The organism is Glycomyces sp. MUSA5-2, from assembly GCF_037034145.1.
GTDB classification, from domain to species: Bacteria; Actinomycetota; Actinomycetes; order Mycobacteriales; family Micromonosporaceae; genus Glycomyces; species Glycomyces artemisiae.
Map to the genome: position 1 here is coordinate 106,378 of NZ_JBAGKG010000011.1, position 19,177 is coordinate 125,554.

Annotated in this window: 27 protein-coding genes; 11 read left to right on the forward strand and 16 right to left on the reverse strand. The window is 67.8% G+C overall.

Annotated features, from left to right (window positions below; all coding sequences use genetic code 11):
* Nucleotides 1-44: 44 nt before the first annotated feature.
* Genes WA640_RS25385 through WA640_RS25395 form a run of 3 tightly spaced genes read left to right on the forward strand, consistent with a single transcriptional unit; the run spans nucleotide 45 to nucleotide 2,084 of the window.
* Nucleotides 45-491, forward strand: a complete 447-nt coding sequence (locus WA640_RS25385) for a hypothetical protein (RefSeq protein WP_335991594.1) — start codon at nucleotides 45-47, stop codon at nucleotides 489-491.
* Between the two features lie 23 nt (nucleotides 492-514).
* Entirely contained in the window at nucleotides 515-1,459 is a 945-nt protein-coding gene (locus tag WA640_RS25390; protein ID WP_335991597.1) for a WXG100 family type VII secretion target, read from the forward strand.
* Nucleotides 1,460-1,505: 46 nt separating this feature from the next.
* Nucleotides 1,506-2,084, forward strand: a complete 579-nt coding sequence (locus WA640_RS25395; protein WP_335991598.1) for a hypothetical protein — start codon at nucleotides 1,506-1,508, stop codon at nucleotides 2,082-2,084.
* Between the two features lie 80 nt (nucleotides 2,085-2,164).
* On the opposite strand, the gene WA640_RS25400 is transcribed toward WA640_RS25395, so the two are convergent.
* Nucleotides 2,165-2,647, reverse strand: coding sequence for a hypothetical protein (locus tag WA640_RS25400; RefSeq protein ID WP_335991599.1), 483 nt, complete (start codon nucleotides 2,645-2,647; stop codon nucleotides 2,165-2,167).
* 160 nt (nucleotides 2,648-2,807) lie between these two features.
* Nucleotides 2,808-3,209: a hypothetical protein gene (locus tag WA640_RS25405; protein ID WP_335991600.1), complete on the reverse strand. Its 402-nt coding sequence runs from the start codon at nucleotides 3,207-3,209 to the stop codon at nucleotides 2,808-2,810.
* A gap of 149 nt (nucleotides 3,210-3,358) precedes the next feature.
* On the opposite strand from WA640_RS25405, the gene WA640_RS25410 reads away from it, so the two are divergent.
* On the forward strand, nucleotides 3,359-4,201 hold the full coding sequence (locus WA640_RS25410; protein WP_335991601.1) for a hypothetical protein: 843 nt from the start codon (nucleotides 3,359-3,361) through the stop codon (nucleotides 4,199-4,201).
* A gap of 50 nt (nucleotides 4,202-4,251) precedes the next feature.
* Entirely contained in the window at nucleotides 4,252-4,947 is a 696-nt protein-coding gene (locus WA640_RS25415) for a hypothetical protein (protein ID WP_335991603.1), read from the forward strand.
* Between the two features lie 70 nt (nucleotides 4,948-5,017).
* On the opposite strand, the gene WA640_RS25420 is transcribed toward WA640_RS25415, so the two are convergent.
* Both WA640_RS25420 and WA640_RS25425 read right to left on the reverse strand, forming a co-directional pair.
* The gene (locus tag WA640_RS25420; RefSeq protein WP_335991605.1) at nucleotides 5,018-5,332 is read right to left on the reverse strand and encodes a hypothetical protein; all 315 of its coding nucleotides are present in this window, start codon (nucleotides 5,330-5,332) and stop codon (nucleotides 5,018-5,020) included.
* The gene (locus tag WA640_RS25425) at nucleotides 5,325-5,615 is read right to left on the reverse strand and encodes a hypothetical protein (RefSeq protein WP_106363127.1); all 291 of its coding nucleotides are present in this window, start codon (nucleotides 5,613-5,615) and stop codon (nucleotides 5,325-5,327) included. Before WA640_RS25425 ends, WA640_RS25420 begins: the two co-directional genes overlap by 8 nt.
* 288 nt (nucleotides 5,616-5,903) lie before the next feature.
* Between WA640_RS25425 and WA640_RS25430 the strand changes: the two genes are divergently transcribed.
* The gene (locus WA640_RS25430) at nucleotides 5,904-6,782 is read left to right on the forward strand and encodes a Scr1 family TA system antitoxin-like transcriptional regulator (RefSeq protein WP_335991607.1); all 879 of its coding nucleotides are present in this window, start codon (nucleotides 5,904-5,906) and stop codon (nucleotides 6,780-6,782) included.
* Nucleotides 6,783-7,568: 786 nt separating this feature from the next.
* Complete coding sequence (locus WA640_RS25435; protein WP_335991610.1) at nucleotides 7,569-7,934, forward strand: HXXEE domain-containing protein; 366 nt, start codon at nucleotides 7,569-7,571, stop codon at nucleotides 7,932-7,934.
* Here WA640_RS25435 and WA640_RS25440 read toward each other — a convergent pair.
* Nucleotides 7,915-8,709 carry a transglutaminase domain-containing protein gene (locus tag WA640_RS25440; protein ID WP_335991613.1) on the reverse strand — a complete coding sequence of 265 codons (795 nt, stop codon included), beginning with the start codon at nucleotides 8,707-8,709 and terminating at the stop codon, nucleotides 7,915-7,917. The two genes, WA640_RS25435 and WA640_RS25440, sit on opposite strands and share 20 nt — an antisense overlap.
* Before the next feature lie 93 nt (nucleotides 8,710-8,802).
* Here WA640_RS25440 and WA640_RS25445 point away from each other — a divergent pair, with 93 nt between their 5' ends.
* Together WA640_RS25445 and WA640_RS25450 are read left to right on the forward strand one after the other, a co-directional pair.
* Nucleotides 8,803-8,940, forward strand: a complete 138-nt coding sequence (locus WA640_RS25445) for a DUF4287 domain-containing protein (protein ID WP_335991615.1) — start codon at nucleotides 8,803-8,805, stop codon at nucleotides 8,938-8,940.
* Nucleotides 8,941-9,152: 212 nt separating this feature from the next.
* Nucleotides 9,153-9,731, forward strand: a complete 579-nt coding sequence (locus tag WA640_RS25450) for a hypothetical protein (protein WP_335991619.1) — start codon at nucleotides 9,153-9,155, stop codon at nucleotides 9,729-9,731.
* Here the strand turns inward: WA640_RS25450 and WA640_RS25455 are convergent.
* Nucleotides 9,712-9,927 carry a hypothetical protein gene (locus tag WA640_RS25455; RefSeq protein WP_335991622.1) on the reverse strand — a complete coding sequence of 72 codons (216 nt, stop codon included), beginning with the start codon at nucleotides 9,925-9,927 and terminating at the stop codon, nucleotides 9,712-9,714. The genes WA640_RS25450 and WA640_RS25455 overlap by 20 nt on opposite strands.
* Between WA640_RS25455 and WA640_RS25460 the strand changes: the two genes are divergently transcribed.
* Nucleotides 9,920-10,141 (forward strand): hypothetical protein, encoded by a 222-nt coding sequence (locus WA640_RS25460; RefSeq protein ID WP_335991624.1) that lies wholly within the window; start codon nucleotides 9,920-9,922, stop codon nucleotides 10,139-10,141. The two genes, WA640_RS25455 and WA640_RS25460, sit on opposite strands and share 8 nt — an antisense overlap.
* 71 nt (nucleotides 10,142-10,212) lie before the next feature.
* Here the strand turns inward: WA640_RS25460 and WA640_RS25465 are convergent, their stop codons facing one another.
* The 5 genes from WA640_RS25465 to WA640_RS25485 all read right to left on the reverse strand — a co-directional run bounded on the left by WA640_RS25465 (nucleotide 10,213) and on the right by WA640_RS25485 (nucleotide 14,729).
* The gene (locus WA640_RS25465) at nucleotides 10,213-10,953 is read right to left on the reverse strand and encodes a ferredoxin reductase (RefSeq protein WP_442904830.1); all 741 of its coding nucleotides are present in this window, start codon (nucleotides 10,951-10,953) and stop codon (nucleotides 10,213-10,215) included.
* Nucleotides 10,920-11,522, reverse strand: coding sequence for a molybdopterin-dependent oxidoreductase (locus WA640_RS25470; RefSeq protein WP_335991629.1), 603 nt, complete (start codon nucleotides 11,520-11,522; stop codon nucleotides 10,920-10,922). Before WA640_RS25470 ends, WA640_RS25465 begins: the two co-directional genes overlap by 34 nt.
* 50 nt (nucleotides 11,523-11,572) lie before the next feature.
* Nucleotides 11,573-12,775 (reverse strand): sulfotransferase family protein, encoded by a 1,203-nt coding sequence (locus tag WA640_RS25475; RefSeq protein ID WP_335991631.1) that lies wholly within the window; start codon nucleotides 12,773-12,775, stop codon nucleotides 11,573-11,575.
* 126 nt (nucleotides 12,776-12,901) lie between these two features.
* On the reverse strand, nucleotides 12,902-13,696 hold the full coding sequence (locus WA640_RS25480; protein ID WP_335991634.1) for an NADPH-dependent oxidoreductase: 795 nt from the start codon (nucleotides 13,694-13,696) through the stop codon (nucleotides 12,902-12,904).
* Between the two features lies 1 nt (nucleotide 13,697).
* A complete protein-coding gene (locus tag WA640_RS25485) occupies nucleotides 13,698-14,729 on the reverse strand; it encodes an aldo/keto reductase (protein ID WP_335991635.1) in 1,032 nt (343 codons plus the stop codon).
* A gap of 101 nt (nucleotides 14,730-14,830) precedes the next feature.
* Between WA640_RS25485 and WA640_RS25490 the strand changes: the two genes are divergently transcribed.
* A complete protein-coding gene (locus tag WA640_RS25490) occupies nucleotides 14,831-15,895 on the forward strand; it encodes an LLM class flavin-dependent oxidoreductase (RefSeq protein WP_335991637.1) in 1,065 nt (354 codons plus the stop codon).
* Nucleotides 15,896-15,949: 54 nt separating this feature from the next.
* On the opposite strand, the gene WA640_RS25495 is transcribed toward WA640_RS25490, so the two are convergent.
* The 5 genes from WA640_RS25495 to WA640_RS25515 all read right to left on the reverse strand — a co-directional run bounded on the left by WA640_RS25495 (nucleotide 15,950) and on the right by WA640_RS25515 (nucleotide 18,803).
* Complete coding sequence (locus tag WA640_RS25495) at nucleotides 15,950-16,351, reverse strand: hypothetical protein (protein ID WP_335991639.1); 402 nt, start codon at nucleotides 16,349-16,351, stop codon at nucleotides 15,950-15,952.
* A gap of 136 nt (nucleotides 16,352-16,487) precedes the next feature.
* Nucleotides 16,488-17,048, reverse strand: a complete 561-nt coding sequence (locus WA640_RS25500) for a hypothetical protein (protein ID WP_335991641.1) — start codon at nucleotides 17,046-17,048, stop codon at nucleotides 16,488-16,490.
* Nucleotides 17,045-18,127 (reverse strand): WXG100 family type VII secretion target, encoded by a 1,083-nt coding sequence (locus tag WA640_RS25505; protein WP_335991643.1) that lies wholly within the window; start codon nucleotides 18,125-18,127, stop codon nucleotides 17,045-17,047. Before WA640_RS25505 ends, WA640_RS25500 begins: the two co-directional genes overlap by 4 nt.
* Nucleotides 18,127-18,450, reverse strand: coding sequence for a hypothetical protein (locus WA640_RS25510; RefSeq protein WP_106363103.1), 324 nt, complete (start codon nucleotides 18,448-18,450; stop codon nucleotides 18,127-18,129). The genes WA640_RS25505 and WA640_RS25510 overlap by 1 nt, the downstream gene beginning before the upstream one ends.
* A 2-nt stretch (nucleotides 18,451-18,452) precedes the next feature.
* Complete coding sequence (locus tag WA640_RS25515) at nucleotides 18,453-18,803, reverse strand: YbaB/EbfC family nucleoid-associated protein (protein WP_106363102.1); 351 nt, start codon at nucleotides 18,801-18,803, stop codon at nucleotides 18,453-18,455.
* Nucleotides 18,804-19,177: the final 374 nt, after the last annotated feature.

Genomic DNA, 19,177 nt, shown 5'->3' on the forward strand with positions numbered 1-19,177 from the left:
CCCGCAACGACGCCTCCTTCCCCACCCTCCCCAGGAGCACCCGCATGCCCGACTCCCCCGGCTCCGGCGGCCAATTCGCCGCCGACCTCTATGAGCTCTACGAAGTAGCCCAGAACGACCTCCGCCCCCTCGCCGAGCAGTACAGCGGGTTCTCCGCGAAACTCCAGCAGTCCTCCGGCTACAACCTCGACCCAGCTCCCGTCGCAGGCACCGTCGCGGGAGGCAGCGGGATCTTCCGCTCGGGGTCCGCGCTCCTCGCGCTCCGGGATGACGTCCAGTACGCCTTCGCCAAGAGCAGCGAGAACGTCGAAAGCGCAGCGGCGACACTCATCGACGTGGCCGAGAGCTACGCCGATGCGGACGACGAAACCCGCGCAGACTTCGACTCGTTTAAGGCCGAGGACTTCCCCGACGGAGAGACGCCGAGGCCGCCGCACAATCCGGTCTATCCGGGCAACGAGCGTTCCAGCGGCCCCATTTCTCATGACTGATCGAATCCTGGAAGGAAGCCGATGTGGTTGCGATCCTGACCGCCGATGAGGTCGAGATGAAGCTGTACGACCTCGCCGTCAAAGCGAACGAATTGAAGGCCCTCGAAACGGCAGTCGACGCATGGAACCCGGCAGCCGCGGCAGCGGCCGCCGTCGGCATGGGTTTGCCCTTCCAGGCGTATTACAACGCCGCGATCGATTCGCAGGGAGGGGTGATCTCAAGCGGCGACTACCCGGAGCTGAGAAGCATCCCCGAGCTCTGCCGCAACATCTTCAGCATCGACCCCGAGGAGTTCAGAGGAGCCACAGAGCTCCTGGACGCCGTGGCCAAGGACATGGCCGACTTCCAAGGAGCGCCAGGCAATGTGCTGACCAAGATCGGCAACTGGTACGGCGATGCCGCTGAGGCGTTCGAGGAGTATTTCTCCGGATACGAAGGAGCCCAGGCGCGACAGGCCGAGATGCTCGCGGCGACGGTCAATGCATGCGGTTCGCTGGCGTCCATCGTCGAGACCTCGCAGGAGTCGATGAGCAGCCTGCTCACAAGCGCGAACGAACTCGCCGACAAGATGATCCAGCACTACTGGGACACCCAGGAGGCCATGCAGAACACCATGACCCTCGTGGTGCTCGCCGTGATAGCGGCGGGCCTCAGCGCTGGAGCCGCCGTGGGCGCGCTGGCACTCGTCGGAAGCATCGGCGGCGGAGTCTCCGCACTCGCCGGAGGCATGTACTCATTCCAACTGAGCGAGGATGAGCTGTCCGCTCAGAACCTGAGTACGCTGCTCGACGACGTTTGCGGAAAGTTCACCGAAGTCGAAAGTGCGATCAGGCACGCCGACGACGAGATCTTCGAGAACATCGACGCGCTCCGGAGCGGTTGGTCAATGCGCGAAGTGGCGATTCCGGCCCCGCCCGGTGCCGACGAGACCGACATAGAGAGCTTCCACCATGAATCGAGCCTCTGACCCCTCTTCGGTTCCGCAGGGGTGGGAGCCCGGCTCCACCCGGCGGATGCTCTTGCTGGCGGGCTTCATCGTCGTGTGCATCGCGATGCTGGCCTCGTATCCGCTCATCAAGTGGCTCCGGATCGACTACCGCTTCACGGCCCCAGATTCCTGGGCCGAGTCGTGCCTCGGCGGCGACGAAACTGCGGCAGAGTACCTGGACTGGGCTGAGGCGGACGCTCCCCAGCCGGAGGTCTCCAGATTCGGGCTTTCGGAACACACCTATTCCTGCCGTTGGAAGTGGCAGACCGCCGAGTCCGGGACCGGCGGGCAGGAGCTCACCATCGAGATCGAGGTCGATGACGACCGCATGTATGAGCCGCGGAACCCTGGCGATGGCTGGAGTACCGACTACGAGTCCCTGAGCGGCTGGGAGCACGGAACCTGCCAGAAGCGGATCGGACTGACCGTCGATGCCGAGTACCAGTGCATCGCCTCCGACAGCAACCTGCGCCTCACCGTCTCCAGCCGGAATCTCACTGAAGACACCGAGGACGACCCGAAGTACTTCGGCCCGAGCGACAAGTCAGTGGAGGACCTGACCGTCGAGCTCGGCGAGTTGGTGCGGGAGACGTTCGCTCGTTGATGGAAGAGGGGCCGGGCGCGGGTGCGTCCGGCCCCTCGGTTTCCAGGGGCGCCGTCCTGGGGGGAGGTGATGCCCTTGGTCTATTCCTCCTTGAAGGCGTCGCCGATGCCGGTCGGGTTCGCTCTGCGGAGGCGGCTGATGAGGAAGACGGGCAGGGCGATCACGGCGAGTCCGGCGGCCGCGAGGGCGATGATCTGCCAGGTCGTGAAGAGCGGCGTCTTGGCGGGGACGGTTTCGAAGTCGGCTTCGGAGTGGATGGTGGGGAAGTCGGCGGTGACGATCATCTTGTCGCCTTCCTCGAAGAGCTCGTTGTTGCGCTGGAAGTCTTCGAGGCTGGTGTAGTCGTCGCCGTTCTCGTCGACGATCGCGACAGTGCGCTCCTCGGTGCAGACGAGGAAGACGACCGACTCGTCCCATTCCTCCGAGTCGGCGAGGTCGATCAGCAGGATCTGCGAGTACGTCGCGCCGGGCTCGTCGCAGGAGGTCGCTTCTCCGGACGCGCCGCAACCGGCGAGGAAGGACAGCGCGAGCAGTGCGGCGGCGGCGTTCGGGAAGGCGGGCATCGGTGTCTCCGTTCCTGGGGCACTTCGACTCTCCCAGAATGCAACACGGATGCCGGGACCCCTCCCGCGAAAGCGTGAATACGCGTTTCGCCGCCGTGCCAGGAGGACCCGGGGGGATCCTGCGGCACGGCGGCGGATGGGGCGGTGGCGGTGCGGCTCGTTACGCGGCGAGCGCCTCGTTGATCTTGCGGGCCATCTCGGCGAGGGTGGGGCTCGGCGCGCCCTTGTGGGCCCGCTCGGCCGCGTCGATGACGACCGCGATCGTGCTGCGGAAGTTCTCGGCCTCGGCCGGGTCCTGCGCTTCCAGGAGCTTCACCGACGCGGTGAGCGCGGGGAAGACCTCGTCGGCGAGCGCCGCGGTCGACTTGCCCTTGAGCTTCGCGCCCTTGGCGGAGGCGACCACGTGGCCGACGGCGCCGGTCGTGGCGTTCAGCGCCAGGGCCGCGTCGGTGGCGACCTTGTGAGAGGACCCGGCGATGCCGGCGGCGGCCAGCAGGGAGACGGTGCCCCAGGCGGCGGTGCGGATGGTGATCTCGTCCTGGGCGGTGATGTTGACGGTCATGTCGTGCTCCTTCAAGCGGTTCGTTTTCTCGGCGGTTCGCCTTGATGAGAGAACTATCGGCGGACGGCCTGACACGCCGCTGACACCGCACTGACAACCCACACGACCTGCGTTTACACCCCTTGCACCGATTTCATAGACTCCCACCCATGGGACTTCCGGGACCGCTCGCGAAACGGGCGCGCGACGTCGATCGCGCCGAGCACGAATGGGGACGCCGGGAAGTCGACTCCTGGGCCCGCACCGCCGAGTTCGGCCAGCCCTTCAGCTGGGGCGAGGCCGAGGCCGCCGTGCTCGCCCGCGACTACGACCGGCTGCCCGGCTCGTTCGGGGCGCGGATGCTCGGCGTCGTGGGCTGGACAACGGTCGTGATCGCCGCGATCCCGCTGGCAGGGGCGTCGCTGATCGGGCTCGTCCTGGTCGCGCTCGGCCGCGGCGAGACCGGCGCCGACGCCGCCCAGGACTGGTTCTCCCTGGCGACCACCGCCTTCGCGGTCGCGACGGTCGCCGCGGTCGTCGCCTTCACCATCTGGTGGGAGACGCGGCGCCGCAGCATCGCGCTCCTGATCATCAACGCGCTCAACCTGGTCGGCTCGGCCGCCGCGTACGCCGTGCTCGCGGTCTCCACTGCCACGGCCGAGTCCTGGCTCCCGATCCTGATGCTCGCCTCGGGCCTGGTCAGCGCCGCCACGCTGGGACTCGGGCTCTTCTCAAAGCCCGAAGGCCGCACGAACAACCGCAAGAAGTCCCTCAAGCCGCCCCGCCGCGGCCCGCGCGGCGACAAGCGTGCCCGCGCGCTGCGGGCGCGCAAGCGCCTGCTGGAGGTCGTCGTCCACCGCGGCCTGGTCAAGCTCGACGAAGCCGACCTGATCCGCGTCGGCGAGTTCCCCCTCGGATACTGGTCCGAGCTCGACGGCCTCGACGAACGCGAATGGCGCCGAGTCCTCGAACGCCGCCACACCGGCTGGCGCGACTTCACTTCAGAGACCTGACGACCGGCCGACACCAAGCGCGACAAAGACAACCAGAGAGAAGCCCTGCAATGCCGAGAGCCGCGGCGATCCAGCCCAACGAGTGGGCGACCACCCATCCGAACTTCGAGGGGTTCGACCTCGGGAGCCTGAACCGCGTCGTCATCGACTACGCCTTCATCGAACTGACGATGGCGAAGCGCTGGCACCGCCGCACCGGCCTGGGCCGGGCGTGCGCCGTGATCGGGCGGATCTTCACGATCATCGGGCTCATGGCCGGGGTCGCGATGGCGGCCTTCATGCTCGTCGGGACCGATTCGGAAGCGCTGCTTCCGGTCGTGTGGAGCGGCTCGGCCCTGGCGTGTGTCGCGGTGCTCGGGTTCCTCGTGCCGTGGGCGCTGACGCCCTACCGGCAGTGGGACCGCACGCTGTGCGGCATCTCCGTGATGATGGGCGTGGTCGCACTGTTGTCGCTCGGCTCGGCCCTCGTCCGAGGCGTCACGATTGCGCCACTGTGGTCGGTGGTGGTGCCGCTCGTCGTGCTGCTCCTCGTCGCAGTCGGCGCCATTGTCGCCGACGTCAGGCTCCGCACCACCGACATGCCGCCCGCGGTCGACCTCGACTCGTTGTCCCCGAACGAGATCGAAGTGCTCCTGAAGGTCCGCCGACGCGCCCTGACGATCCTGCGGTCGCGCAACATCGTCTCCTACGCCGACTTCCGCGCATTCGACGAGTCCCCGCTCGACCCGTCGCCAACCACCGCCTGAACGACCTCCCGACGAAGTGGCCCGGCCGGGAGCCCACCTGCTCCCGACCGGGCCGTTGGGGAGGGCAAGGTCAGTCCGTATCGGGGTTGTCGATGAGGGCGTTGCAGCGCTCCAGGATCCACCCGCACCACGGGTCGCCGAGCCAGGTCGGGGACCATTCCGCGACGTCGTCGGGATCGTCGGTGAACCGGCAGCACTCCCGCGGGCCGGCGCCGTCCTCCACGTCGAGGAGGTACTCGATGACGCGAGGCGACTGGGCCGGTTGGGAGCCTAGCGAGTAGAGCGTGAACACCGCGGGCCCGCGCTGGAAGTCCCCCAGGTACCCGTCAACGCCGGGCTTCCCGTCGGACCGGAGGTTGTAGGGGCCCTCATCCGCACTACCCATTGCAGAACCGCGCCCCGCCCAGGATGTGCCTGCCGCGGTAGAAGACTCGGAACGCCTGCTCCTCCAACCAGATCTTGTCCTGCGGCTTCAGCCGCGACCAGTACTGGCCCCAGGTCGCCTTCAGGTCGCCGGAGTTCAGCCCGGAGATGACCAGCACGATGTCCTCGCGCCCTCCCGCGATCACCTGAAACGAATCGGGCGCCTCCGCACTCGACGCGCGGACCGTATAGCTCCGATAGTCGTCGCGGAACGAGCCCCGCACCAATTCGGCCTTGTCAGCCATGCTCGTACTCCATTCGGGAGTGTCGGATATCCGATCGAGCGGCGCCGGAAGGCCGCCGCCCGCAAGAGCGTTGACCCGGCCTCCCGGCTTTCCCACCAGACAGGAGCCGCTTGTGCGACTCCCGATGCACTAACGATATGGAGAGTTTCCGCTGGTAGCAAGTAGACTCGGCCAGCTAGTTCCTTTCCCTCTCTCCCCCCCTCAAATTTTTTCGCCAAATTTTTTGGAAGCCCGAATCCGCTTCCGATCCGGACCGAGGGGTTGGCGATTGACGGACGGCATGTCATCATGAGCGGCTACAGACCGGCTCCCACCGAATGCGGGGTACTTTTCGTGGCACGCTCGTCGATCCCCAACTGGTTCTGCACCACCGCGCTCATCGACTGCATCGCACAGACAGACGCCTCCGTATCCGAGATCGCTATGGCGCTCGGATACTCAGAGCAGACACTCACCAACTGGAAGAAGGGAACCGGGCAGCCCTCGGTCGGCGATGTGCGCGAACTCTTCACCCAGTTCGGCAACGCTGACGAGGAGCAGATTCTCGGAGTCCAGGGAGTGGTCCGCGCGAAGAAGTTCGACCTGAAGGAGCTGGAGCTCGATGCTCGCTTCAACGGGCTGCTGATCGAGAAGTGCGAGCGCCACTACAACCGGATCTTCGTATGGGAGCCCGATCGGATTCCCGGTCCCTTCCAATGCGCGCCATACCATTTCGACATCCTTCAAGTGCTCGAAGGCACCCCCGATGATCGAGCGATCCTCGGCCGCAACCGCAAGGAGCGCCGCGGGAAGACCCTGAGGGGCCGCACCCCGCCCTTTCTGAACCGGTACATCATCGGGGAAGCCGCACTACTGTGGCTTCGGGAGCTCGCGCCAAGTGAACGCCGTGAGCAACTCGAAACGCTGCGGGAGTGGAATTCGCTCCCGATCTTCGAAATCCGAATCATGGCGCGCCCCAACACCCTTGATGAGCACTTCTTCCACTTCGACCCGGCCGGAAGCGCCACCGCCGGACCGGAATTCGTGCTCATCCGGTCCCGCGACCGTACCCGCTGCGTCGAGGACCCCACTCTTGTGAAGCTGTACACCGACCAGATCGAACCCAACTGGCAACGAGCCACCTCGCTCGAAGACCACTTCGCCGCGAACCCCGACCTCTTCGCATGAGGGCGAGCGGGGTCCGCTGCTCAAAGCTCGGCCAGGTTTCACCGGTGTTCAACCTCCCGGCAGCCGACTTCGTCGGTCTCCTCGACGCCGCCCGCCGCGGGTAGCGCGTCCCAAAGTCAACGAGTAAGGGGCCCATCCTTTCCGGATGGGCCCCTTACTCGTGCCTGCTAGATGCCGGTGTCCATATAAGACTTGGGAACACGCCGCGCGTGGGGGTTGACAAACTCAACAACCACTCCTCATGCTTGCACCGACACGTTCCGTGAACATGTCGCACCAACTTCACACAAGGCGTTCATCAGAAGCGCCGCCCAGTGGCCCAGAGCTACCAACTTTGTCCACCGGGCGGCATGACACAGAAGGTTGAGTTCAATGTCGTTCACGACAGTACCGCAGTCGACGCTACCCAAAAACCGCCCGACACCCACCCAGGTGAGCCTTTCGGGCTACCAGTTCCGAACCACCCCGTACGACGCGTACGACCCCGGTCCGTGGCTCTGGCGCGCCGACCCCACCTACCAGCGCGACCTCCGCACAGGCCGCCACCGCCGAGACGAAGCCCCGGACCCACTCCCCACCACCCCCAACCACCAGGTCGTCGTGATCCGCGACCTCGCCTGGGCCCGCTTCCTCGAATCCTCGGCCCCACTCGCCCAAGCCCACATCACCACCCGCCCAACCCGCCCCCCACTCCGCAAACGCCTCACCCGAGCCCTCCGCATAGCCACCGCAATCCTCCGCGGAGCCCCATCCCCCACACCTGTTAGTTCTCGCTAGCCTTGCCCCATGCGAAAAGGCTGGGCGTGGACGGTATTCGGCGCCTTCGCGCTCCACAACCTCGAAGAAGCCCTCACCGCCCCCGCCTTCTTCGACGACCTCCCGCCCAGCCTCCCCCTCCCCTGGCCCTCCGCGGCAGCCTTCCAACTCGCCACGGCGGTCGTCACCTTGCTCGGCCTCGCCTTGGTGCTCTTCGCCATCCGCCGAGACCGCACCTGGCCGGTGACCACCCTCGCCACGATCATGCTCATCAACGTCGCCGTCCCCCACCTCCCCCTCGCAATCCTCAACAACGGCTACGCCCCCGGCGTAGCAACCGCGGTCCTCCTGAACCTTCCGATCGATCTGCTCTGGCTCACAAGGTTTCGGAAGTAAGGACCGGTTCGTCGGCTTTGCGGAGGAAGTTGAAGACCTTGTCCGGGACTTGCAGGGGTTCGGTCGGGTAGAGGGCGCGGGAGTCGGCGGCCGTTTCGGGGTTGGTGGTGAGGGTGGCGAGGTTGTCGAGGAGAGTGGTCAGGTCGTCGGTGAGGGGGTCGGTGGGGCCTGGCATGGCTCCCCAGACGTCCCAGGGGAGGAGTTCGAGCTTGGAGAGGGCGGCGGTGTCGCGGATGAGGTTGCTTGCGATCCACCAGGGGCCGTGGGTGTCGGGGCCCGGGAAGCCGCAGTGGTGGGGGTCGAGGTCGCCGGAGCGGTATCGGAGCCAGGTGGTTCCGGCGACTTCGAAGGCGTCGCGGGGGACGTCGATCGGGTCGAAGTCGATGCCGAGGTCGGCGATGAGGGCGGGGTGGAGCTGGGCGTCGGCGAGGTGCCAGGCGCCGTCGTTCCAGTACTCGGCGACCCAGTGGTCGATGTGCCAGCCGGGGACGAAGTAGGTGGCGAAGCCGCAGCGGGCGCGGGCCGGGATGCCGTGGGCGCGTAGGGCGGCGACCACGAGGAGGGTGAAGTGGCGGCAGGAGCCGAGCAGAGGCCGGTCCGGGTGGGCGAGGATCTGGTCGGTGCGGCGGAGGTGGCCGGTCGGGTGGTCCGGGTGGCCCGGTTCGTGGACGAGGCGGTCTTGGACGGCCGCCAGGAGTTCGCGGATGTCGGAGGGGAGATTCTTGGCGCCCTTGGTGAGCGGGCCGGGTTCGGCGTAGTAGGCGAGGTCGTTCATGAGGACGGAGGCTAGCGAAATTTCGGGGCGGATTTCAACATTTCGCAGGAGCGATGAATCCCGCGCGGGAGCCTCGTCTACAACTTCAACCGCATGAATCACTATGACACCGAAAAGGCGCTCATCGACTGGCTCAAGGCCGAGCACGGGCTCGGGCACGGGCACGCGAACGCTTTGGTCGCCTACCACGTGAACCCGGGCAAGTGGCCGACGTACGCCGCATCCGAGTAAGACGCCGCCCGGTCAGCCTTTACCCGATCAGGTGCCATTGGGCCGGACAGGCCGGCCGATGGTTCGCGGATGGGTACCACGGCCGTTTGATGCCGGTAATCTGCCTACTTCCTGCCTCGACTTCCCGACTTGCTGCCTAAATGATGGATTCTGTGTCCATTCGACCGTCTGCCCGATCGTCCCGTTACATCGACCTGACAGGACTCGGTCTGATGAGCACGCAAGTGATCCCGGAAGGGAAGGGACAGTTCATGAAGCTCAGATTGAGACTCTTCGCGTCACTCGGCGTGGCCCTCGCAATGGTACTGGCGGCCGGATTCGGTGTCGCCGGGCCTGCCGCGGCCGCCGAAGGCGCTGATACGGCGGTGGCTGAAGAAGCCGACCTCGGGGCGGTGCTGGACGTCCAGTACGAACCGCAGCCGGACGGCTATATCAAGATCACCGAATACGAGACGGCCACCGAAGTGACCGCGGTCGCCGCCGCATGCGAACTGGTGGTGCGCGCCTACAAACCCACGAGGTCCGGATCGTACATCCGCGGCGAAGGCTACTACAAGCTGACGGGATGCGGCTCCAGCCCGTTCGAAATCATCATGAGCCTCGACATCTACGTCAACGGCTATTGGGTGTCGGTGGCGAGCTACGACTACAAGGTCACTCCGCCGGCCAGCGGCTACCCTCGTGTGGCCGCGACCTGCAAGCGGGGCTCCTACAGCGCCGCACTGCTCGTCCAGCGAAGCGACAGAAACAAATACGTGACCAGCGACGTGCTCAATGTGTCGTCATGCTGACCAAGAGCGGAACTAGGAGCGCCATGAAGTCGCGACTACTGATCGCCAAGGTGGCGATCGCATTGATGGTCTTCGGGATCGGATCGGCCGTGGCGGTCATACCGGCGTCGTCCGCATCAGCCGCCGCCTGCACCGTCGACACCAGCATCAGCGGACCGAACAAGGTCGGGTCGAAAGTCAACGGCGTCTTGACCATCAAGGTGACCGGATGCTCGGGCCGGTACTGGACGGAGTACAGCTACCTCAACGGCCCCTCGAACGACGGACGTACGGTGACCTACAAGGGCGACCGCTCCTACTCGGTCCTGCTCAGCGCGCCGTGCCGGACCGGGACCTACAGGCTCATCCTGAAGATCATCGGCGACGGGTTCGACTCCTATGACGAGCAATCGAAGTACATCCGCTGCTGATCGCAGCATCTGAGCCGGTTCCGGATCCGCCCGGGTCCGGAACCGGCCGCGCCCCTGTTCTCAAACGCCGCCTAGCCGAAGCGCTCGGTCTTGATGCGGTGGGAGTTGTGGCCCATCGCGACGAGGGCCTTGGCGGCGGTTTCCACGAAGCCGGTCGGGCCGCATATGAAGCAGGCCGGGTCGAAGCCCGGGGTCCAGCCGTGCTCCTTAAGGTCGGCGAGGCTGATGCGGGCCGGTGGGCGGCCGGAACCGGCTGGGGCTGTCCTCGTGTAGAGGATCGTGGTCTCGACTCCGTCGGCGGCGTCGCGCAGTTCGTCCCTGTAGATGATGTCCGCCGAGGTTCGCACCGAGTAGATCAGGCGGAAGGGAACGTCAGAGCCCGACTCGCGGCGCTGGCGGATCATTGCTTGGAGCGGAACGATTCCCGACCCGCCTGCCACCAGCAGTACTGGGCGCGTTTCGGTCTCGCGCCAGATGAACCAGCCTCCGATGGGGCCCTTCAGTTCTACGTCGGCGCCCACCGGGAGGTCGTCGCACAGGTAGGTCGAAACCTCGCCGTCGTTCACCCGTTGGACCGTGAACTCCACCAGGCCGTCCCGCACCGGGGCGGCCATCGAGAAGGAGCGGACCGCCGTGTAGCCGTCGTCGGCGGTCAGGCGGATGTCCGCGTGCTGGCCGGCCAGATGGCCCGGCCAGTTCTCGGGCCGGAAGACCAGGGTCACGGCCGTGGCGGTCTCGGGGCGGCGCTCGACGAGGCGGGCGCGCTGCCAGAGGCCGGTCACCAGCCCTCCTGGTAGCGCTGTTCGAGCCAGGGGTCGCCGTAGTCGTGGTACCCGGCGCGCTCCCAGAAGCCCGGCTGGTCGTCGGTGTGAAGGGTGAGGGCCGAGACCCACTTCGCCGATTTCCAGAAGTAGAGGTGCGGGACGAGGAGGCGCGCGGGGCCGCCGTGCTCGGCGGGGAGCGGCTTGCCCTCGTACTCGGTGACGACCCAAGCCTGGCCGTTCCGTATGTCCTGCAACGGCATGTTCGTCGTGTAGCCGTCGAAGGAGTGGGCCACCGCGAAGACCGCGTCAGTTTCCAGACCTGACAGCAGGGTATCGACGGAGACGCCCCTCCACGTCGTGTCGAGTTTTGACCATCTCGTGACGCAGTGGATGTCGACCACCGGCGTCTCGTGCGGCAGCGCCGCGAACTGCGCGCGGTCCCATTCCCGGCGCTCGCCGGTCTCCGTGACCACCGAGAACGTCCAGGTGTCGAGCGCGACCGAGGGGGTCGGGCCGGCGCTCAGGACCGGGAAGTCCTCCGTCAGGTACTGGCCCGGGGGGACCCGGTCGTCGACCGTGCGCCGCCGTCCGCGGAACCCGGGTGTCAATGCGTTCATGCCGCCTCCCGCCGCAATCCTAGGCCGCGGCGGGAAGCGGCGGCGCGCGATCAGCGCATGGCGTGGACCATGCGGGTGTAGTCGCCGAACGCCTTGTCGATCATGTCGGGGTCGAGGCCGTAGTGGCGGAGGCTGTACTCGTGGCCGCGCTTCATGCCGGGGCGGGCGAGGACGTCGGCGAGGTTCTGCTCGTCGCGGGGCGTGAAGGCCATGCCGAGGCGGCGGAAGATCTCGGGCAGCTCCTCGTAGGGGTTGGCGGTGAGCTGGTGGTACGAGACGTCGACGACGCGGTCGCGGGCGAGGGTGGTGCGCACGTTGCGACCGATCTCGACCATGCGGGAAAGCATCTGAAGCCAGTCCTCGCCGATCTGGTGCGGGTCGTACTCGCGGTTGCAGATGGCCACGCCGGTCTCCATGAGCGAACACCAGGAGCCCATGACGGTGTTCGGGTCGCGGTGCGTCCAGACGATCTGCGCGTCCGGGAAGACCTTCATGAGCACGCCGAGGTGCTCAAGGTGATACGGGGACTTGAGGACCCAGCGGCGGCGGGGCGCGCCGAACTGGAGGACCTGGAGCACGGTCTTGTAGTACTCGTAGTCGGGGAGGAAGTCGTGCTCGTCGAGCCAGTTGCGGTAGCCGGGCATGCGGAACGTCACGAGCTGGTTGCGGCCGTGGGGAATCGCGAACACGCACTCCTCGGGCGACTCGGGCTCCATCGCGTGGATGTCGGGCAGCACGGGCGAGAAGAAGTGGCCGAAGCGGGCCGAGGCGCGGGAGACGCTGATGCGGCGCTTGCGGATCTTCGGGTCGATGTCGGCGCGGTCGGTGGCCTGGAGCTCCCACATGAGAGGCGCGCGGTTGCCCTCGGGAAAGGCGAGGATCTTGTGCGCCAAGGTGGTCGCCGTGCGGGGCATGCCCGTGACGACGATGGGGCGCTCGATCGGCTCGTCGAGGATCTCCGGATACTCGGCCACCAGGCGGCGCACGCGGAAGCGGTTCGTCATGCGGCCCTTGAGGTCCGCGGTGAAACCGGTCCAGCCGAGGGGCGAGATGGTGCGGACCTTGGCGACCTGGCGGAGCAGGAACCGGTAGCCCTCCAGGAACTCGTCGTCGCCCGCGGCGCTGCCGCCGGAGGCCGCCTCGGCCTGGCGCACGAGCTTGTCGAAGAAGCCGTCGACGTCGGCGGTCTGGCGCCGCATCTGGGACTGCATGGCGGCGTTGACGGGGACGACCAGGCGGGATACGCGTCGCACGGGACGGTCCTTCCGGGGAGGGGACAAGGGGGTCTCGCGCGAATCCTCGCACGCCGAGCGAAGTTGATCAAGGGCGACGATCCATTGAGGCCGTTCTCACCCCGGCGCGGGAACGGCCTCTCCCCTTCAGCGCGAAGGCAGTCCGAACGATTCGAGGACCGCGCGGAGCTTGTGCCTCCCGCCCATGGACTCCGGTCCGCGCAGGCGGGCCAGGACCCGGTCGGTCCAGTTCCCCTTGAGGCCGTACCGGGCGTTGTAGGCGGCGAGGCGCTCGTCGTAGACGTCGAGGTGGGCGTCCGATGCGTCGCTGTACTGCTCGCGGTGCAGCACCGCCTCCTGCGGCAGGCGCGGCTTCACCCCCGCGCGCTCAGCAGGGTCCGGCTCCCCCACGGCCAGGCCGAACGCGGCCACGGTGTGCGGCGGGAGCTTCAGCTCCGCGGCCACCTCCTCGGGACGGTTCCTGATGGCGCCCACGAAGACCGAGCCGAGCCCCAGGGACTCCGCGGCGGTCACCGCGTTCTGCGCCGCCAAAGCGGTGTCGATGAAGCCGATGAGCGTCGTCTCCAGGTAGTCGGCGGCGTGCACGTCGGTGCCGCGGCGGGCCGCGAGGCGCCGCGCGCGGCCGAGGTCGGCGACCCAGACGAGGAACAGCGGCGCCTGCGCGATGAACGCCTGCTCCCCCGAGAGGTGCGCGAGGCGGGCCCTGCGCTCGGGGTCGCGAACCGCGATCACGCTCCACGGCTGGAGGTTCGAGGACGTCGGCGCGGACTGCGCGGCGGCCACGAGGGTCGTCAGCTCGTCGTCGGTCACGTCGCGCGGCCCGAACCGGCGCACCGAGCGGTGCGCGAGCTGGATCCGCACGGTGTCGTTGACGGCCTCCAGCCGGGCGTCCGGGTCGCCGTAGCGTTCGGTGACCGACATGTCAGCGGGCCAGGCCGGTGCCGTGGACGCCGTGCTCGTCGATGACGGCGAGCTCCTCGTCCGTGAGGTCGGGGAAGTCGAGGGCCTGCACGTTGTGGTCGAGCTGCCAGGTCGAGCTGGCGCCGATGAGCGCGGAGGTGACCTCGGGGCGCCGCAGGACCCACTGGAGCGCGAGCTGCGCGAGCGACTGGCCGCGCTGCTTCGCGAGGTCGTTCAGGGCGGCGGCGCGGGTGCGGTAGACGTCGTCGATGACGTCGGGCTTGAGGAACGCGCTGTTCTCGGCGCGCGCGCCCGACGGGATGTCCTGGAGGTACTTGTCCGTGAGGAGGCCCTGCGCGAGCGGCGAGTAGACGACGAGCCCGAAGCCGTCGGCCGCGGCGGTGTCGAGGAGGCCGTTCTGCTCGGGGCTGCGGTCGAAGATCGAGTAGCGGGGCTGGTGGACCAGGAGCGGGACGCCTTGCGCGCGAAGGAGTCCTCCGATCTCGTGGGCCTGCTCGGGGCTGTAGTTCGAGACGCCCACGTACAGGGCCTTGCCCTGGCGCACCGCGTCGGCGAGGGCCCCGGCGGTCTCCTCCAGGGGTGTGGTCGGGTCGGCGCGGTGGTGGTAGAAGACGTCGACGTAGTCGGTGCCGAGGTCGCGCAGGCTGTGTTCGAGGGAGTTCAGGAGCGACTTGCGGGAGCCGCCCTTGAGGTACGGACTCGGGCCGATCGGGTTGCCCGCCTTGGTGGAGAGCACGAGCTCGTCGCGGTACGGCGCGAGGTCCTTGGCGAGGACGCGGCCGAAGACCTGCTGGGCGGCGCGGTGCGGGGGCCCGTAGCGGTCGGCGTTGTCGATGTGGGTGATACCGAGGTCGAAGGCGTGCAGGATGATCGCGCGCTGCGTCTCGTACGGGTGGTCGGTGCCGAACTTCTGCCAGAGGCCGAGCGAGAACGCGGGGAGGTCGAGGCCGGAGCGGCCCGCGCGGCGGTAGGCGAGGCGCTCGTAGCGGTCCTCGGCGGCGGCGTGGGTCGTCTCGAATGCGCCGTATGACACGGTTACGCCCTTTCAATCGGGAGCGGTGATGGGTGGATGGTAGCCCTCTCCAAAACTATACTAGCTTGATAGGAGAACTAGAATTCCCTGCGAGGAGACACATGAGCGCCGAATTCCTCTGGTACATCCCCAACCAGGCCCGGCCCGGGCACCGCGGCGACGACGCCGTCGAGGGGCACAACAGCCTGGAGACCCTCACCAGCCACGCCAAGGCCCTGGAGGACCACGGCTGGGGCGGCGCGCTCCTCGGCACGAGCTGGGGCCGGCCCGACACGTACACCGTCGCCACCGCGCTCGCCGCCCGGACCACGACCTTCAAGCCCCTCATCGCGATCCGGCCCGGCTACTGGCGCCCCGCGAACTTCGCGTCCGCCGCCGCCACCCTCGACCACCTCACCGGCGGGCGGGTCCTCGTCAACATCGTCTCCGGGCAGGACAACCTGGCCGCGTACGGCGACAGCGAGGGCGACCAGGCTCACCGCTACGCCCGCACCAAGGAGTTCATGCAGATCGTGCGGCGCCTCTGGACCGAGGAGCGCGTGACCTACGCGGGCGAGCACTTCTCCGTCACCGACTCGGCCCTGGAGCTGCGGCCGGTCGTCAAGGGCGAGCGGACCCACCCGAAGCTGTACTTCGGGGGCGCTTCCGAAGCGGCCGAACGGGTCGCGGCCGCCGAGGCGGACGTGCAGCTGTTCTGGGGCGAGCCCCTGGACGGCGTGCGCGAGCGCATCGAGCGGCTCAAGAAGCTCAGCGAGGAGGTCGGCCGCGAGCACAAGCCGCTGGAGTTCGGGCTGCGCATCACCACGTTCGTGCGCGACACGACCGAGGAGGCGTGGGCCGACGCCGAGGCGAAGGTGGCGACCATGGCCGCCGGGAACCAGGAGTACCTGCGGGACGCCCACCGCCGCAACGCGGTCGGGCAGCAGCGCCTCCTCGACCTCGCCGAGCGCGGCGAGGTGCTCGACGACAACCTCTACACGGCCCCGGGCAAGTTCGGGGGCGGCGGCGCGGGCACCACGTGGCTCGTCGGCTCCGCCGCCGACGTGGCCGCGTCGCTTCGCAAGTACGCCGAGCTCGGTATCACGCACTTCGTGCTCTCCGACACCCCGTACCTGCCGGAGATCAAGCGGCAGGGCGACCAGCTGCTGCCGCTTCTGCGGGATTGAACGCAGCGAGGCCGCCGGGCGCGGGTGCGCCTGGCGGCCTTCGGTTCGCGTCGCCTACTGCTCGGCGCGGCGCTCGCGCGCCTCCTCCACGAGGCGGCGCGCGAGTTCGCGCGCGCGGGCCGACTCGTCGACGAAGCCCGCGACGATGTCGTGGGTGCGGTCGCGCGCCGCGTCGGCGGCCCGCTCGTACGTCTCGATGACGAGCCCGGCCTGCTCGACCGGCGACAGGGCCGCCGCTGGAGGCAGGAACTCGACGTCGACGAGCGCGCCCGCGATGTTCGCGGTCACCGCGACCTCGCCGCCGTCGGAGACGAGCCGGACGCTGGTCGCGTCGACCAGGTGCCGGACGGGCGCCGCTTCCCCGCGCAGCACGCCCATCCGCTTCTCGAAGTCCCGCATGAACGCCGCGAGGTCGAACTCCTCGGCCGGTTCCGCATGCTCGGGGGTCTCGCTCACTTGCTCTCCTTGCTCTCACGCGGCCCTTCGGGAGCGGTGACCGCTCCCCCGCGACGTGGTCGGACAATGCTATTGCGTTGCGGGTTAACAAGAGTGGTAATCCGGATGGCCGCGGCGCCTCTGCCGCGTTCCGGTTTCACAAAACCTTCGCCTTCCGGTGCCGGGCCGCGGTCTTCCACGCCTCCATCACCAGCAGGGCGCCGAAGGCGATCCACAGTGGCACGACGAGCACCCAGACGGCCGTCAGGACCCCGATCTGCTCCGGCACGAGCGCGTCCCGAAGCGGCGACGCCAGGAACACCGCGTCCCAGACGCCGCCGAGCAGCAGCGCGATGTAGGTGTGGCGCGGCGGGTAGAACTCGTGGTAGCGCTTCATGACCTCGGCCTTGTAGCGGGGGTTGTTCTTCCAGGCATCCCAGATGATGAAGCGGCGCTCCTCGCCGATCGAGGAGGCGAACGCCCCGACCTCGTTGCGCACCACCCGTTCCCGAAGCTCTGCCTCGGTTCTCGGCAGAGTGTCGGGCGGGAGCTGCGTGAACAGCCCCTGCCGCTCGGCGACCTCGAACTGGAGGTCGTCGAGCCTCACTCCCGGATAGGCGAACCCCTTGAAGAACAGCGCGGCCACACCCGCCAGCCAGAACACGATCCCGCCGACGATCACACCGAGCTCGATGGCGCCGACCTGCGTGGCGGTCACCCGCCGTCCTGCACCGCTCCCGGCGTGCCGCCGAGGAGGCTCTTCAGCCCGGTCATCGGGTAGCCGGTCAGGAGGTCGCCCAAGGGGTTCCCGAACACGTCGAGGTTGTAGGCGCCCGTCATCCCCGGCACGTTGAGCTTGCCGGAGCCCCACAGGTTCCCCATGACGTCGTACGCGTCCTTGGCGATGTCGCTCTGGTAGCCCGACCGGTAGCCGTTGCCCGGCAGCGGTATGTCGTTCTTGATCGCCGAGGACAACTGGTCGAACTTCAGGTTCGTGCCCTGCTTGAGGGCGTCGAAGCCGAGGTCGATCTGCTTGTGGGCGGCGAACTTCGAGAGCACGCGGCCGAGGTCGCCGACGATCTCGTTGAGCTTCGTGAAGCGGGTGTTGAGCATCTGCATGGCGTCGCCGAGCTTCGTCAGGTGCTTCATGATCTTCGCGCCGACGCCCATGGCGTCGACGATGATCCCGCCGATCATCGCCGCGAACGACCCGCCGAGCGTGATCCACGAAGAGGCAAGGGCCGCAAGGGCGTACATGATCGCGCGCGACACGAAGTCGCAGATCAGCTCCAGGATCAGGCCGCGCGTGACGGCGGTCCAGATCCCCATGACCATCATGTAGCCGCCCATGACGCTCGACGCGGTGCCCGCGCCCTGTATGGCGCTGCCGAAGTCCGCGGTCAGGGTCCGGTACGACTCGGCGGCGTCGCCCTGCCACTCCGAGAGCGAGGCGACCTCGGCCTGGAGGTCGGCGCCCGCCTGGTCGAGCGCGGCGGCGATGTTGTTCCAGGTGTCCTTGGTGGCGTTGATGGCACCGGGGTCGCCCGCGACCCATTCCAAAGGCTCCCTGAGGAAGTCGACGTGCTCGATGAGGAACCCGACGCCCGCCATGATGAACTCCTTGAAGGGGTTCGCCACGAACGCCAGGAGGTCGAGCGCGGCCACGGTCCCGTTGAGCGCGTATTCGAGGCCGGAGTCGGAGTTCAGGAGGTCCTGGGCGCTCGCGGCGGCCCGGGCGCCGTCGAGCTCGCCCCACGGCGGCGCGTCGGCGGTGTCGTTGACGATCAGGTCGTTCACTAGTTCCCCCTGATGTAGACGTTGAAGGTCTCGGCGACCGAGGAGTCGCACTCCTCGTAGGCGTCGCAGGTCGCCTTGACCCGGTTGGTGGTCTCCTGGGCCGCCTCGCGGGCGGTCTCGATGAGATTGGTCGCGATCTCGGAGATCGCCATCGCCACGCCCGCGAACTGGATGTTGACGAGCCCGAAGTCGAGCACCGAGCCGAAGCCCTTGGCCTCGGCGGCCGCGTAGCACTGCGCCACAGGGCCGATCACCTTCGAGTCCACATTGTCCACATGCGTCTGGAACGCGGCCGGGTCCGGGACGTTGAAGCCGTCTCCCACGGTCAGTCCTCCCCCTGCGTGCGGGCGCGCGCCTGGCGCACGAGGTCGTTGTCCTCGCCGAACACGTCGGCCAGCGCGCCGGTGGCGTTGCGCCCGGCGTCCTCGGCGGCCTCGCGGTAGACGGCCTTGATCATCTCCGCGAGGGACTGGGCGGACATCTGCTTGATCGCGGGGGTCAGCCGCAACTCCTGGAGGGACCCGCCGACGGCCACGGTCACCTCGACCTCGCCGTCGGGCGACGCCGCCGTCGCGGAGGCGGTCGCCATCGCTTCGTTCAGGGAGGAGGCGCGCTCGACCATCGCGGCCATGCGGCCCTGGAAGTCGCGCATATAGCCTTCGGGGTCTTCGAACACGGAGGGCAAGGTTCGGTGCCTTTCGCTTTGGGGGGAGGCGGATCCGGCGACCAACGTACTGCGGTCGGGGGCCCGTTTCTGACCTGTTGACATCTCCTTGGCGACTCTCTGACGGCCCCTTCACGGCAGCGGGGGCCTGATCTTCAAGACGCCCGGGACAGCGGGTGGGCGATGCCCCGGGTGGCTCGATTCACACAAGTTTCACCATCATTACGTCGAGGTGAAACCTGATTTTGTTGATTTGCGTCAAGAGGGTGTCAAGACGCGTCAAGACTACCTACGCCGCGCCAGTGCCGCAATCCGTTCCAGGGCAGGGGTATCGAACGGATCGGGAGGTGAGGGCCGCGGCCCTCGCCTCCCGATCTCGGATGTTG